This window comes from Roseovarius mucosus (assembly GCF_002080415.1).
Taxonomy (GTDB): Bacteria; Pseudomonadota; Alphaproteobacteria; order Rhodobacterales; family Rhodobacteraceae; genus Roseovarius; species Roseovarius mucosus_A.
The window spans coordinates 2,449,840-2,462,216 of the sequence record NZ_CP020474.1; the positions used below are offsets into that span (position 1 = coordinate 2,449,840).

The 12,377-nt window shown below is 60.1% G+C and carries 15 protein-coding genes; 9 read left to right on the forward strand and 6 right to left on the reverse strand.

The features are described from left to right. The first annotated feature begins 149 nt into the window (after nucleotides 1-149). Both ROSMUCSMR3_RS11730 and ROSMUCSMR3_RS11735 read left to right on the forward strand, forming a co-directional pair. On the forward strand, nucleotides 150-1,547 hold the full coding sequence (locus ROSMUCSMR3_RS11730) for an aspartate aminotransferase family protein (RefSeq protein WP_008279625.1): 1,398 nt from the start codon (nucleotides 150-152) through the stop codon (nucleotides 1,545-1,547). 139 nt (nucleotides 1,548-1,686) lie between these two features. Next, nucleotides 1,687-2,262: a HupE/UreJ family protein gene (locus tag ROSMUCSMR3_RS11735; protein WP_008279624.1), complete on the forward strand. Its 576-nt coding sequence runs from the start codon at nucleotides 1,687-1,689 to the stop codon at nucleotides 2,260-2,262. A 16-nt stretch (nucleotides 2,263-2,278) separates the two neighbouring features. Here ROSMUCSMR3_RS11735 and ROSMUCSMR3_RS11740 read toward each other — a convergent pair whose 3' ends face one another. From ROSMUCSMR3_RS11740 to ROSMUCSMR3_RS11765, 6 genes are all read right to left on the reverse strand, one after another. Beyond that, a complete protein-coding gene (locus ROSMUCSMR3_RS11740; protein WP_008279623.1) occupies nucleotides 2,279-2,737 on the reverse strand; it encodes a phage regulatory CII family protein in 459 nt (152 codons plus the stop codon). Between the two features lie 111 nt (nucleotides 2,738-2,848). Continuing rightward, complete coding sequence (locus ROSMUCSMR3_RS11745; RefSeq protein WP_008279622.1) at nucleotides 2,849-3,970, reverse strand: beta-ketoacyl-ACP synthase III; 1,122 nt, start codon at nucleotides 3,968-3,970, stop codon at nucleotides 2,849-2,851. A 105-nt stretch (nucleotides 3,971-4,075) separates the two neighbouring features. Further along, entirely contained in the window at nucleotides 4,076-4,498 is a 423-nt protein-coding gene (gene arfB, locus ROSMUCSMR3_RS11750; protein ID WP_037296848.1) for an alternative ribosome rescue aminoacyl-tRNA hydrolase ArfB, read from the reverse strand. A gap of 55 nt (nucleotides 4,499-4,553) precedes the next feature. Then, on the reverse strand, nucleotides 4,554-5,906 hold the full coding sequence (locus tag ROSMUCSMR3_RS11755) for an MATE family efflux transporter (protein ID WP_081507423.1): 1,353 nt from the start codon (nucleotides 5,904-5,906) through the stop codon (nucleotides 4,554-4,556). Continuing rightward, nucleotides 5,899-6,408 carry a PaaI family thioesterase gene (locus ROSMUCSMR3_RS11760; RefSeq protein WP_037296845.1) on the reverse strand — a complete coding sequence of 170 codons (510 nt, stop codon included), beginning with the start codon at nucleotides 6,406-6,408 and terminating at the stop codon, nucleotides 5,899-5,901. Before ROSMUCSMR3_RS11760 ends, ROSMUCSMR3_RS11755 begins: the two co-directional genes overlap by 8 nt. Next, nucleotides 6,408-6,830 carry a PaaI family thioesterase gene (locus tag ROSMUCSMR3_RS11765; protein WP_008279618.1) on the reverse strand — a complete coding sequence of 141 codons (423 nt, stop codon included), beginning with the start codon at nucleotides 6,828-6,830 and terminating at the stop codon, nucleotides 6,408-6,410. Before ROSMUCSMR3_RS11765 ends, ROSMUCSMR3_RS11760 begins: the two co-directional genes overlap by 1 nt. A gap of 118 nt (nucleotides 6,831-6,948) precedes the next feature. On the opposite strand from ROSMUCSMR3_RS11765, the gene ROSMUCSMR3_RS11770 reads away from it, so the two are divergent. From ROSMUCSMR3_RS11770 to ROSMUCSMR3_RS11800, 7 genes are all read left to right on the forward strand, one after another. After that, nucleotides 6,949-7,317, forward strand: a complete 369-nt coding sequence (locus ROSMUCSMR3_RS11770; protein ID WP_008279617.1) for a MerR family transcriptional regulator — start codon at nucleotides 6,949-6,951, stop codon at nucleotides 7,315-7,317. A gap of 171 nt (nucleotides 7,318-7,488) precedes the next feature. Then, nucleotides 7,489-7,890, forward strand: a complete 402-nt coding sequence (locus ROSMUCSMR3_RS11775; RefSeq protein WP_037296838.1) for a MerR family transcriptional regulator — start codon at nucleotides 7,489-7,491, stop codon at nucleotides 7,888-7,890. Nucleotides 7,891-7,924: 34 nt separating this feature from the next. Beyond that, entirely contained in the window at nucleotides 7,925-9,703 is a 1,779-nt protein-coding gene (locus tag ROSMUCSMR3_RS11780; RefSeq protein ID WP_081507424.1) for an acyl-CoA dehydrogenase C-terminal domain-containing protein, read from the forward strand. Between the two features lie 28 nt (nucleotides 9,704-9,731). Beyond that, nucleotides 9,732-9,944, forward strand: coding sequence for a hypothetical protein (locus ROSMUCSMR3_RS11785; RefSeq protein WP_008279613.1), 213 nt, complete (start codon nucleotides 9,732-9,734; stop codon nucleotides 9,942-9,944). A gap of 2 nt (nucleotides 9,945-9,946) precedes the next feature. Then, nucleotides 9,947-10,303: a hypothetical protein gene (locus ROSMUCSMR3_RS11790; RefSeq protein ID WP_081507425.1), complete on the forward strand. Its 357-nt coding sequence runs from the start codon at nucleotides 9,947-9,949 to the stop codon at nucleotides 10,301-10,303. A gap of 5 nt (nucleotides 10,304-10,308) precedes the next feature. Continuing rightward, entirely contained in the window at nucleotides 10,309-11,454 is a 1,146-nt protein-coding gene (locus ROSMUCSMR3_RS11795; protein ID WP_081507426.1) for an acyl-CoA dehydrogenase family protein, read from the forward strand. A gap of 286 nt (nucleotides 11,455-11,740) precedes the next feature. After that, on the forward strand, nucleotides 11,741-12,376 hold the full coding sequence (locus ROSMUCSMR3_RS11800; protein WP_081507427.1) for a glutathione S-transferase family protein: 636 nt from the start codon (nucleotides 11,741-11,743) through the stop codon (nucleotides 12,374-12,376). The last annotated feature ends 1 nt before the right edge of the window (nucleotide 12,377 follow it).

Here is a 12,377-nt window from a genome sequence, read left to right on the forward strand (position 1 = left end):
AGGTGGCGGGCCATTCTGGACCTATTTAATGGTATACTCTGGCCCTAACGATCTGCCCGGATTCTCGGCTGATATGCGGACAGAACAACCCATGATATATAAAGACGGCCTGAGCCCCGCGCCGGGCCTCAACCTGATGGAGCATCCCCATGGACGGCAAACTTCGCGACAACGACATTTCTCACGTGGTCGAGGCCGACCGCGCGCATGTCTGGCATCACCTGATTCAGCACGCGCCCTGGAGCGGCACAGACCCCAAGGCGGATCCCCGCATTATCGTCGAGGGGCGCGGCATGCGCGTCTGGGACCAAAAGGGCAAAGAGCATCTCGACGGCGTGTCGGGCGGCGTCTGGACCGTGAACGTGGGTTACGGGCGTGAACGCATCGCCAATGCCGTACGCGACCAGCTCATCAAACTGCCCTATTTCGCAGGTTCCGCAGGCTCGATCCCCGGCGCACTGTTTTCCGAGAAACTGATCTCGAAAATGCCCGGAATGAGCCGCGTGTATTACACCAACTCCGGTTCCGAGGCGAATGAGAAAGCCTTCAAAATGGTCCGCCAGATCGCGCACAAGCGTTACGGCGGCAAAAAGCACAAGATCCTCTACCGTGACCGCGATTATCACGGCACCACGATTGCCTGTCTCTCGGCGGGCGGTCAGGATCAGCGCAACGCGCAATATGGCCCCTATACCCCCGGTTTCGTGCGCGTGCCGCATTGCCTTGAATACCGCGCGCAATGGGATCTGGAGGGCGAGGAATACGGCATCGCCGCCGCCAACGCGATTGAAGAGGTGATCTTGGCCGAAGGCCCCGACACCATCGGCGCGCTCTGCCTTGAACCCGTGACCGCCGGTGGCGGTGTGATTGTCCCGCCCGTCGGCTACTGGCCCCGCGTGCAAGAGATTTGCCGCAAATACGACATCCTCCTGCATATCGACGAGGTTGTCTGCGGCATCGGGCGCACCGGCACTTGGTTTGGCTATCAGCATTACGGGGTCGAACCCGATTTCGTGACCATGGCCAAGGGCGTGGCCTCGGGCTATGCCGCCATCGCCTGCTGCGTCACCAACGAGCGTGTGTTCGATATGTTCAAGGACGATACCACCGATCCGATGAACTATTTCCGCGACATCTCGACTTTTGGGGGCTGCACCGCTGGTCCGGCAGCGGCGCTGGAAAACATGGCGATCATCGAGGAAGAAGACCTCTTGGGCAATACCGTCGCCATGGGCGATTACATGCTCGATCAACTGGCGGCCCTCAAGGACAAGCACGCCGTCATCGGCGATGTGCGCGGCAAGGGGCTGTTTCTTGGGGCCGAACTTGTTGCCGACCGCGCCACCAAGGAACCGATGGATGAAAAGCGGGTTCAGGCCGTTGTCGCCGATTGCATGGCGCAGGGCGTCATCATCGGGGCCACCAACCGCTCGATTCCCGGCTTCAACAACACGCTGTGCTATTCGCCCGCGTTGATCGCCACCAAGGACGATATCAACCACCTGATCGCCGCCACCGATGCGGCCCTGACCCGCGTGTTTGGCTGATCCAAAACGGGTTTCCCCACCTGACCCGGCACGCACCCGCGTGCCGGGTTTTTTGTTGCGTTGCGCCTTTGCCTTCCCCATGCTGCGGCTCAGGCGCGACTCACCCCGAGGCGCCGGTTGACCCCATAAGGAACCCTTGATGAAACACCTTCTCGCCCCGCTCCTAATTCTCGCCGCCAGCCCCGCTGCGGCGCATCTGCCTGAGGGCGAATACGGCTCTTTCCTCGCGGGTGTGACGCATCCGCTCTTTGGCCTTGATCATGTGCTGGCGATGATCGCCGTCGGCCTCTGGGCTGCGCAAATCGGCGGCCGCGCGCTCTGGACTGTGCCAAGCGCCTTTGTTCTGGCGATGATCGTGGGGTTTCTGGCGGCCATAATCGGTCTGCCCCTGCCGATGGTTGAGCCGATGATCTTGGCCTCCATCATGGCCCTTGGCCTTGTCGTGGCGCTCGCCCTGCGCCCCGCGCCGGGGCTGGCGATGGTGCTGGTGGCGGTCTTTGCACTCTTTCACGGTCACGCCCATGGCGGCGAATTGGGGCAGGCGCAGGCGCTGCAATTTGGCGCGGGCTTTGCCATCGCCACGGCCCTTCTGCACGCGGCGGGCCTCGTTATCGCCTTCACCGCTGCGCGCGAAACCCGCCACGCCAGCGCCGTGCCGCTCCGCTTGATGGGCGGGGCCACCGCACTCGCCGGGGCCTATATCGCCTTCATCTGACGCCCTGACACTGGCGTCAGGTTACTTCTTCCTCAAGATGCAGCTTCATTTCGATCAAAACCTGCTGCAATTGCGTCGTTTCGCGCAATAGCCGCTTGGCTTCGTTCACGGTGATACGCCCATCCGCGATGCTCTGCTGATACTCGGCCATGAGCATCGCGAACCGCTGCGACAGCGCGATCACGTCGCTGTTCACATTTGCCCGCTCCTGCGCGTTGCGCCGCTCTGCGATCAGGCTCAGACTGACGCCGCCCAACTCTGCCAAGGCGCTCGTCACATGCGGATAGCTCGCGGCTGCCTCAAGTGCTGCAACAGTGTCCACCGGCATGAACCTGTCGGCGTGTTCCTCATGGTCTGAATAATAGCGGCCAAGCGTCGCCTTGGACTTGCCCGTCAACTGACAGGCGGCCTCGATTCCTACATCCTTGACCAAGGCTTCGGTGTGCTTTTTCAGGTAACTTCCCGTCGTCGACATACGCTTTCCCCAATAGAGCCCTTGTCCCGAGGGCTACCCTTGCTCAATTTTCCCTTACTGACTTTGCCGCCCGATGTCATTTCCAAACTGATCCAAGGGTTTGCGCCGCCGTTAGCCGCGTTCCACCAGAACCGATCCCACCGAATAGCCCGCGCCGAACGAACAGATCAGCCCTTGGTCGCCGGGCATCAGATCCTCGGAATATTTGGAAAAGGCGATGATTGATCCGGCAGAGGACGTATTGGCATAATCTTGGAGGATATTCGGTTGCTCATGCGCCTCTGGCACCCGGCCCAGCACCTTGCGCCCGATAAAATCATTCATCGCCTTGTTCGCCTGATGCAGCCACAACCGCCGCAGGTCATCCGGTGCAACACCTTCCTCCGCAAGATGCCCCAGAATATGCGCCGAGACCATCGGCAACACCTCCTTGAACACCTTTCGCCCCTCCTGCACGAATTGCATATCCCGGCGGTCGGCCACACCATCGGGGCGCGTTCGGCGCAGAAACCCGTTGTTATTGCGGATATTGTTGGAAAACTGCGTCGCACAGCGGGTCGAACGGATCACAAAATGCGGGCCCTTGGCCTCGTCCGCCGCCTCGATCAGAACGGCGGTGCAGACATCGCCAAAAATGAAATGACAGTCGCGGTCGCGCCATTCCAGATGCCCCGAGCAGATTTCAGGGCTGACCACCAGCGCGCGGCGCGCCGATCCCCCCCGGATCATGTCCGCGGCGGCCTGAATCCCGAACGTCGCCGAGGAACAGGCGACATTCATGTCAAAGGCAAAGCCGCCCGCGCCCAAAAGCTGCTGAATCTCGATGGCAATGGCCGGGTAGGGCCGCTCGTGGTTCGAGGCAGCGCAAATGATCAGATCCACCTCAGACGCCGCCCGCCCCGCTTGTGCAAGCGCCTGCGCGCAGGCGTCCATCGCCATTTCGGCCATGATCCCCGGTTCGTCATCCCGACGCTGCCGCAACAGCGGGTGCATCACCTCGGGATTTAACACACCGGTCTTGTCCATCACATGCCGCTGCTCGATGCCAGAGGCACTCACGATGAACTCGGGCGAGGATAGCCCCTTGGCTTCGATCTCTCCCGCCGCAATCTCAGACGCATGGCGCGCGTTGAACGCCTCTGCATAGGCGTTAAAGGCTAGGACCAGTTCCTCATTGGTGATCACCTCGGACGGCGTGAACACCCCCGTTCCCGTGATTGCGGGCAAACCCATTCTCATTCTCCTCAAAGATTTGATCAGATCACCTCAGTCCCGCCGCCGGGTCAAGCCCAACGTCGCGCCACCGTCTTGCAGGTTTTGGCGTGATCGCGTTACGGCTCAGTCCTCGCCCTCCACCTGACCGCGCAGCGCCTTGACCTCTCCGCGCTGCTTTTTGGCGGCAAGGCGGCGTTTCTTCGATCCGAGCGTCGGTTTGGTCGCCACCCGCCGCTTGGGCGCGATCAAGGCTTGGCGGATCAAATCGGCCAAACGGTCCCGCACAATCTCGCGGTTGCGGGTCTGGCTGCGGGTCTCGTCGCATTGCAGCACGACCGCCCCCTCCTTGGTCCAGCGTCGCCCGGCCAATCGCCGCAGCCGTGTCTTGACCGGCAAGGGCAGGTTGGGCGACCGCTCCGCCTCGAACCGCAATTCGACAGCGCTCGACACCTTGTTGACATTCTGCCCCCCCGGCCCCGAGGCGCGCATGAACTGCTCGGTCAATTCCCAGTCTTCGATGGCGATCTGATCGGTGATATGCAGCATGATCCCTGCTCCGTGATTCAGCATCCGGCAGGCGCTGCAAACCGGTGCCACGACCTTACAAAATCGAGGGGGGTTTTGTAAGGTCTGTAAGGGGGCTCGCGGCCCGTTCCAATGCCGGATAGCGCAGCCCCAACGTGATGCCGCGCGCCACAAAACTGATCAACAACGCCAGCCACAGGCCGTGATTGCCCATCGACGGGGCCAACACTAGCGCCGCAACGATATAGACCAAAAGGCTCAACGCCATCATGTTGCGCATGTCGCGGGTGCGTGTAGCCCCAATGAAAACCCCATCAAGCATATAGGCCGCCAGCCCAAGAACGGGCGCAAGCGCCATATATATCAAGTATTTACGCGCCTCTAGCTGCACCTCTGGTGCCTTGGCCATCAGGTCGATCAACGCCCCGCCAAAGCTGGCAAAGATAACTGCGAGGGCCACACAGACCACCACACCCCAGACGCTCGTCAACAGCGCCCCGCGCCGCAAATGGGCCACGGACCGCGCCCCAAACGCCTGCCCCACCAGCGCCTCGGCGGCAAAGGCAAACCCATCCAAGGCATGCGCGGTGATGCTCAGGAACTGCAACAGCACCTGATTTGCCGCCAGCGTGACATCGCCAAAATCGCTGCCCCAAAACAGGAATGAGATGAAAATAATCTGCAACATCAATGATCTAAGAAGAATGTCGCCGTTCACCGACGCCATGTTCTTCAGCCGCTCACGATCAAACACCCGCGGCCAGTCGCACCACGCGGGCACCGCAAAGGCATCGCGGCAAAACCAGAACCCCAGCGCCAGACCGCCCCATTCTGCAATCACCGTTGCCCGCGCCACGCCCGCAACTCCCCAGTCGAGCCCCAGCACAAACCACAGATCCAAAAGGATATTTATGCCGTTCATGGCAACTTGCAGCAGCAAAACCGCCCGCGTGCGTTCCTGCGCGATCAGCCATCCGGTCATGCCGAACAGCGCAATCATCGCCGGCGCGCTCCAGACCCGGATCGCCATGTACTGCCGGGCAAGGGATTCGACCTCTTCGCTGGCTGGTGAAATCTGAAAAGCGGCGCAGAAAACAGGGACTTGCAGGGCAATGAGCGCGATACCCCCGGCAAAGCCGATCATCAGCGCCCGCGTCAGAAGGGCTGCCACCTCGCCCACCTGTCCTGCCCCTTGGGCCTGACTGGTCAGCCCCGTGGTGCCCATCCGCAAAAAGCCGAAAAGCCAATAAATTCCGGTAATTATGACCGCACCAATGCCCACTGCACCAATCGGTGCTGCCGCGCCCATCTGCCCGACAACGCCAGTATCCACCGCACCAAGGATGGGCACCGTGGCATTGGAAATCACAATGGGTAGGGCGATTTTCAGAACACGGGCATGCGTGACCGCCCGCGCGACCTCAGCCATCGCGGCGCGGCATCAAGAAATGCCCGGTGGCTTGGGCAAAGGGACGGCTGCGATTGTCCTGCCACGCTTCGACGTGGACGCTGGCATAGCGACGGCCAGAGCGATTGACCTGTGCCCGTGCATAGGCATCACGCGGCAGGCCGGATCTTAGGTAATCCACTGTGAAATCAATGGTTTTTGGCAGTCGGGGCAGCTTGCCGCCGACAATCGCCTCGGGGTCGAACGCACCACTTTCGATCTCTTCCCACAGCATCCCCCAGCTCAATCCAATAATCGCCGTGATCTCTAGAAACGCCGCTGTCGCGCCACCATGCAGCGCGGGCAAAAGGGGGTTGCCAATCAACTTTTCTTCAAACGGCATCACGGCGGTCAACTCATCCCCCCGCCGATCAAACTGCACCCCAAGAAATCCGATATAGGGAACCCCCGCAACCAAGGCTTTCAGCGCCGCATCACGCCGCTGTTTGACAACCTGCACAGGTTCGGGACGGGCACGGGCCATCATTTGCCCTCCACGGTAAAGGTGCCAGTGGCCGTCGCCACCGGGCGCGCCTCATCCTCATCCATCGCACGCGCCCGCACAAACGCCACAGAACGCGTGATATGATAGCATTCCGCATGCGCGCGAATGCGCTGCCCCGGTGTTGCCGGGCGCATATAGTCAATGCGCAGATCAATTGTCGCCGTGCCGCCGGGCGATGCTGGATGGCTCATCGCCGCCGCTCCGCAACAGGTGTCCATCAGGGCCGAAACCGCCCCACCATGGATTACCCCCGTCTCGGGATCGCCGACAAAGCGCGGATCATAGTCCATCTCGATCTCGGCCTGTCCGTCACCCATGGACACGAGCCGCATGCCAAGCGCACGCGCATGCGGCAGGGCCTGCATGAATTGCTGTGCGATTTTGGTTTTGGCGTCGGTCATGGTATCCCTCACGGATCGTGCTGTCGTCTTTATGATCCCTAATCCACACAAGCTGCAAGAGCACCGGTTGCAAGGGCTGCGTCTTGGTCCTAACGTCTGAGCAACAGGAGGGCTTGCCATGTCGGATAAGAAACTATCCTTCAAGGAGATGTGTGCGACCTATGATGTTACACCGCGCACCCTGCGATATTACGAATACATCGAGCTTTTGGAGCCAGAGCGCGATGGGCGCGCACGATATTACGGCCCGCGTGAATGCGCGCGCATGACGCTGATCCTGCGCGGCCGCAAATTCGGATTTGCCTTGGAAGAGATTCGGCAATGGCTTTTGATCTACGAGAAAGAAGGCACTGATGCGCAGATGCGCAGCTGGATTGAATTGGCCGATCGTCAGCTTGCGGGACTAGCCGAACAACGTCGTCAGATTGACGAAGCGATGGCCGAATTGAAGAAATTGCGCGACGACACCGCCGCGAGCCTTGGCTGAGCGGGTGACGTCGGGGCAAGAATATTTCCACTTTGCCCCGCTTACCTTGCCTTATCTTACGTCAACTTGAAAGTGACGCGACGTAGTGGTTACGTAAAGCCATCCGGCTGTTGTAACCATACTCCATGATCCGCAGATTGTCGGCAAATGTGCTGTGACATGGGTAAACTGATGACCGACGATATGATGACCATTCGCCAGATGTGCGAAGCGTTCGATGTAACGCCCCGCACTCTACGCTTCTACGAGGCCAAAGAACTGCTCTCGCCCCGCCGGGTTGGGCAGAAACGGCTCTTTACCCGGCGCGACCGGGCGCGGCTGAAACTGATCCAACGCGGCAAGCGTTTCGGGTTCAGCCTCGAGGACCTGCGCCAGTTGCTCGACCTCTACGACAAAGGGGATCAGCAACACAGCCAGATTGCCCGCGCCTATGATGTGGCACGGATGCGTCTGGCCGAAATGGAGAAACAGCGCGACGAGCTGGAGGCTGCAATCTCTGAGCTGCGCGAACAGATGACATGGGGCGAGCGTATGCTGGCCTCGCTCAAGACTAGCCAAAAAGCCGCCGAGTAATCCGGTCCGGCACCTGTTTTAGGGAGAGAGACATATGCCAAGCTACACCGCCCCCACCCGCGACATGCAATTCGTGTTGCACGAGGTGCTGAACGTGTCTGAGCAGACCACGCCCGGCTATGCCGAGCTTGAGCCCGACTTTACCAAGGCTGTGTTGGAAGAGGCGGGCAAGATTGCCTCTGAGGTGCTGATGCCGCTCAACGCCGTGGGCGATACCGAGGGTTGCGTGTTGGAAAACGGTGTGGTGCGCACGCCCAAAGGGTTCAAAGAGGCGTTCGAGCAGATGAAAGAGGGCGGCTGGACCGCGCTCGACCTGCCCGAGGAATTCGGCGGGCAATACATGCCCTATATCCTTGGCACAGCAGTGGGCGAGATGTTCTCGGCCGCCAATCAGGCCTTTACCATGTATCAAGGTCTGACCCACGGCGCGGCCTCTGCGATCCTTGTGCATGGGTCCGAGGATCAAAAGGCCACCTACCTGCCGAAAATGGCCAATTGCGAGTGGACCGGCACCATGAACCTGACCGAGCCGCATTGCGGCACCGATCTGGGCCTGATGCGCACCAAGGCCGAGCCGCAGGGCGACGGTAGTTATAAAATCACCGGACAGAAGATCTTTATCTCGTCGGGCGAGCATGACATGGCCGACAACATCATCCACCTGGTGCTTGCCAAAATCCCTGGTGGCCCCGAGGGGATCAAGGGCGTGTCGCTTTTCATCGTGCCGAAATTCATCGTCAAAGAAGACGGTAGCCTTGGCGACCGCAATGGCGTGACTTGCGGCAAGATCGAAGAAAAAATGGGGATTCATGGCAATTCCACCTGCGTGATGAACTATGACGGGGCGACCGGTTGGCTTTTAGGTGAAGAGCACAAGGGCATGCGCGCCATGTTCACCATGATGAACGAGGCGCGGATCGGTGTGGGCATGCAGGGTCTTGCACAGGCCGAGGTCGCCTATCAAAACGCGCTCGCCTATGCCAAGGACCGGCTTCAGGGCCGTGCGGTGACCGGCACCGAAAACCCCAATGGCCCCGCCGATCCGCTGATCGTGCATCCTGACATCCGTCGCTCGCTGATGGATCAAAAGAGCTTTATCGAGGGCGCGCGCGCTTTCATGCTCTGGGGCGCGGAGCTGATCGACCGCTCGCATCGTGGCAATGACGCCGCCGCGGAAGGTCTGATTTCGCTGATGACGCCGGTGATCAAGGGCTTTCTCACCGACGAAGGCTATGACATGACCGTGCTCGCGCAGCAGATTTACGGCGGCCACGGCTATATCGAGGAATGGGGCATGTCGCAGTTCACCCGCGACGCCCGCATCGCCATGATCTACGAAGGTGCCAACGGCGTTCAGGCGCTCGATCTGGTGGGGCGCAAGCTCGCGCAGGATGGCGGCAAGCATGTCATGGCCTTCTTCGAACTGGTCAAAACCTTCCTCAAGGAAAACGAAGGCAATGAGGCGCTGAAGGCTGATTTCCTCGATCCACTCAAGGCGGCCTCTAAGGACCTGCAAGCCTCGGCCATGTTCTTCATGCAGAATGGGATGAAGAACCCCAACGCGGCGCTGTCCGGCTCTTATGACTTCATGCACCTCTTTGGCCATGTCTGCCTTGGCCTGATGTGGGCAAGGATGGCGAAATCGGCCCATGCTGCGCTAGAGGCGGGAACGTCGGACGAGGCGTTTTACAAGACCAAGCTGGCGACCGGCCGCTTCTACATGAAGCGCCGCCTGCCTGCGACGGCCCTGCATCTGGCCCGCATCCAGAGCGGTGCCGATACGGTCATGGCGCTCGAGGCCGAAGCGTTCTGAGGAGAGATCGCTAGGGGAGGAGGGACAGATGCCGAAACGCTTTCGCCTCACGCGCCGCTTCAACGCGGCGATGACCGAGGATGGCTACCGCCGCCTGCGCCGCTTTGCGCAGGACTCGGGGCTCGACGAGGGCGAGGCACTGTCCTTTCTCTTCGAGAATTTCGATAGCGTGATCAATGAAGAAACCTTTGCGCATCGCCTCAGGCTCTTCAATTCCGAGCTTGAGGCTCGAAAGAAATAGCAATGGGTTTTATCGTAATCGGTGCAGGGATACCCATTCTGGCGGCTCTTCTGTTCGGGCGCTTTAACGCTCGCACCGCACCATTTGTTATCGCCGGAGTGCTTTTAGGACCACTTGCGCTCGTTATTATTTTGCTCGGCTTTGAGTTCATCATCCAGTGGGGCGCCGAATGCAGACTGGAGCCGTCTGGCGCACTAACTTGTGGAGAATTTCTCGGCCTATGGCCGGTTAACGGCAGAGCAAGGGGGTTCGTAGGCACGGGTTATGCGGCGGGTTTTGCAATCCTTTGGGCCACTATTGGACTTGTCCTGCTTTTTGCTGCGGGCATCGCAACGGCGATAATCAGGAGGTTTTGGTAACTTAAATGACCCAGACATCAGCCTGGATGACAAACGAGCATCAGATGCTCTCCGAAATGACGGCCAGATTCATCACCGATGAATGGCGCCCGCATTTCGAGCGCTGGCGCAAGGCAGGCATCATGGACCGCGACTGCTGGCTCGAGGCGGGGGCTTTGGGCCTGCTCTGCCCCTCTATCCCCGAGGAATACGGCGGGGCTGGCGGCGATTTCGGCCACGAGGCCGTAATCTGCATCGAACAGGGCCGCGCCAATCTGGCAAGCTGGGGAAATCCCATCCATTCCGGCATCGTCGCGCATTATATCCTCGCCTATGGTTCGGAGGCGCAAAAGCAGAAATGGCTGCCCAAAATGGTGTCGGGCGAGATGGTCGGTGCGCTTGCCATGACAGAGCCGGGTGCCGGGTCGGATGTGCAGGGCATCAAGACCCGCGCCATTCGGGACGGCAACGCCTATCGTCTTTCGGGGCAAAAGACCTTTATCACCAACGGGCAACACGCCGAGTTGATCATCGTTGCGGCCAAGACCGACCCCAAGGAAGGGGCCAAGGGCATCTCCTTGGTGGTTGTGGAAACCGAAGACGCGCAGGGCTTTGCGCGCGGGCGCAATCTCGAAAAGGTCGGGATGCATGCGGGGGATACGTCCGAGTTGTTTTTCGACAATGTCGAAATCCCGCCGGAGAACATCCTTGGCGGCGAAGAAGGGCGCGGGTTTTATCAGATGATGCAGCAACTGCCGCAGGAACGTCTGATTATCGCCTGTGGCGCGCAGGGGGCGATGGAGGGTGCAGTGGAACGCACCATCACCTATTGCAAGGAACGCCAAGCCTTTGGCGGCCCGATCCTGCAATTCCAGAACACCCGCTTCAAACTGGCGGAATGCCAGACCAAAACCGCCGTCTGCCGCGCCTTTCTCGATGCGTGCATCACGGAACACATGCGCGGCGACCTTAGCGTTGAAAAGGCTGCGATGGCGAAATACTGGCTGACCGATACTCAGGGCGAGGTGCTGGATGAGTGCCTGCAACTGCATGGCGGCTATGGCTATATGCAGGAATATGACATCGCCGAAATGTGGGCAGATGCCCGCGTACAACGCATCTACGGCGGCACCAACGAGATCATGAAAGAACTGATCGCGAGGGCGCTGTGAGGATTGGGGCGGCGGTCAGCATGGCACAGTCGAAGCCGGGGGTTTCACACCCCCAGACCCCCGTGGAGTATTTGCGGCAAGATGAAAGGCGCAGGTTCACCCTGCCCGGTGCGCGGGCCATTTGGCATCAGTCACCGGAACAGGGCTTCACCTTGCGCGGTCATCGGCTCTCCAGCCTGTACCGCATCGCCGATCAAGCCACATCTCAGTTAATACAAGGTAAATCCGGACCCGCTTCATCTTGCCAAAAATACTCAAATTCGACATCGCAACAGGAGCCCAACATATGACCATCAAACTCTACTGCTTTGGCGAGAGCGGCAATGCCTACAAGGCGGCGCTGGCGCTTGAGCTTTCCGGTCTCGACTGGACGGCGGTCTATGTCGATTTCTTCGGGGGCGAGACGCGGCAACCCGCGTTTCGCGAGATCAACATCATGGGCGAGGTGCCGGTGTTGGTCGATCGCGACGTGACACTGACCCAATCGGGCGTCATGCAGATGTATATCACTGAGAAAACCGGCAAATTCGGCGGGACCACACCGGAAGAGGCGCGCGAGGTCATGCGCTGGATGTTCTGGGACAATCACAAGCTCAGCAGCCCGGCTGGCATGACGCGGTTTTTGATGAACTTCTTGCCCGAGGATAAGCGCCCCGAAGGCGTCATCCCCTTTACCCAAGCCCGGCTCAAGGCCGCCTACACGACGCTCGACACCCATCTTGCGGGGCGCGACTGGATCGTGGGCGACGCGATCACCAATGCCGATTTCTCCTGCTGCGGCTATCTCTATTACCCCGAACCCTTCGGCTTTGACCGCAAGGATTGGCCCAATATCGACCGGTGGCTGGACAACATCAGTGCCGCGCCCGGCTGGAAACACCCCTATGACCTGATGCCCGGCAGCCCCGCTGACCGCGCTTGAA

Excerpts from the sequence above, each read along its gene's own strand:
- ROSMUCSMR3_RS11730 (WP_008279625.1), top strand. The coding sequence starts at position 150 with ATGGACGGCAAACTTCGCGACAACGACATTTCTCACGTGGTCGAGGCC.
- ROSMUCSMR3_RS11735 (WP_008279624.1), top strand. The coding sequence starts at position 1,687 with ATGAAACACCTTCTCGCCCCGCTCCTAATTCTCGCCGCCAGCCCCGCT.
- ROSMUCSMR3_RS11740 (WP_008279623.1), bottom strand. The coding sequence starts at position 2,737 with ATGTCGACGACGGGAAGTTACCTGAAAAAGCACACCGAAGCCTTGGTC.
- ROSMUCSMR3_RS11745 (WP_008279622.1), bottom strand. The coding sequence starts at position 3,970 with ATGGGTTTGCCCGCAATCACGGGAACGGGGGTGTTCACGCCGTCCGAG.
- arfB (WP_037296848.1), bottom strand. The coding sequence starts at position 4,498 with ATGCTGCATATCACCGATCAGATCGCCATCGAAGACTGGGAATTGACC.
- ROSMUCSMR3_RS11755 (WP_081507423.1), bottom strand. The coding sequence starts at position 5,906 with ATGGCTGAGGTCGCGCGGGCGGTCACGCATGCCCGTGTTCTGAAAATC.
- ROSMUCSMR3_RS11760 (WP_037296845.1), bottom strand. The coding sequence starts at position 6,408 with ATGGCCCGTGCCCGTCCCGAACCTGTGCAGGTTGTCAAACAGCGGCGT.
- ROSMUCSMR3_RS11765 (WP_008279618.1), bottom strand. The coding sequence starts at position 6,830 with ATGACCGACGCCAAAACCAAAATCGCACAGCAATTCATGCAGGCCCTG.
- ROSMUCSMR3_RS11770 (WP_008279617.1), top strand. The coding sequence starts at position 6,949 with ATGTCGGATAAGAAACTATCCTTCAAGGAGATGTGTGCGACCTATGAT.
- ROSMUCSMR3_RS11775 (WP_037296838.1), top strand. The coding sequence starts at position 7,489 with ATGACCGACGATATGATGACCATTCGCCAGATGTGCGAAGCGTTCGAT.
- ROSMUCSMR3_RS11780 (WP_081507424.1), top strand. The coding sequence starts at position 7,925 with ATGCCAAGCTACACCGCCCCCACCCGCGACATGCAATTCGTGTTGCAC.
- ROSMUCSMR3_RS11785 (WP_008279613.1), top strand. The coding sequence starts at position 9,732 with ATGCCGAAACGCTTTCGCCTCACGCGCCGCTTCAACGCGGCGATGACC.
- ROSMUCSMR3_RS11790 (WP_081507425.1), top strand. The coding sequence starts at position 9,947 with ATGGGTTTTATCGTAATCGGTGCAGGGATACCCATTCTGGCGGCTCTT.
- ROSMUCSMR3_RS11795 (WP_081507426.1), top strand. The coding sequence starts at position 10,309 with ATGACCCAGACATCAGCCTGGATGACAAACGAGCATCAGATGCTCTCC.
- ROSMUCSMR3_RS11800 (WP_081507427.1), top strand. The coding sequence starts at position 11,741 with ATGACCATCAAACTCTACTGCTTTGGCGAGAGCGGCAATGCCTACAAG.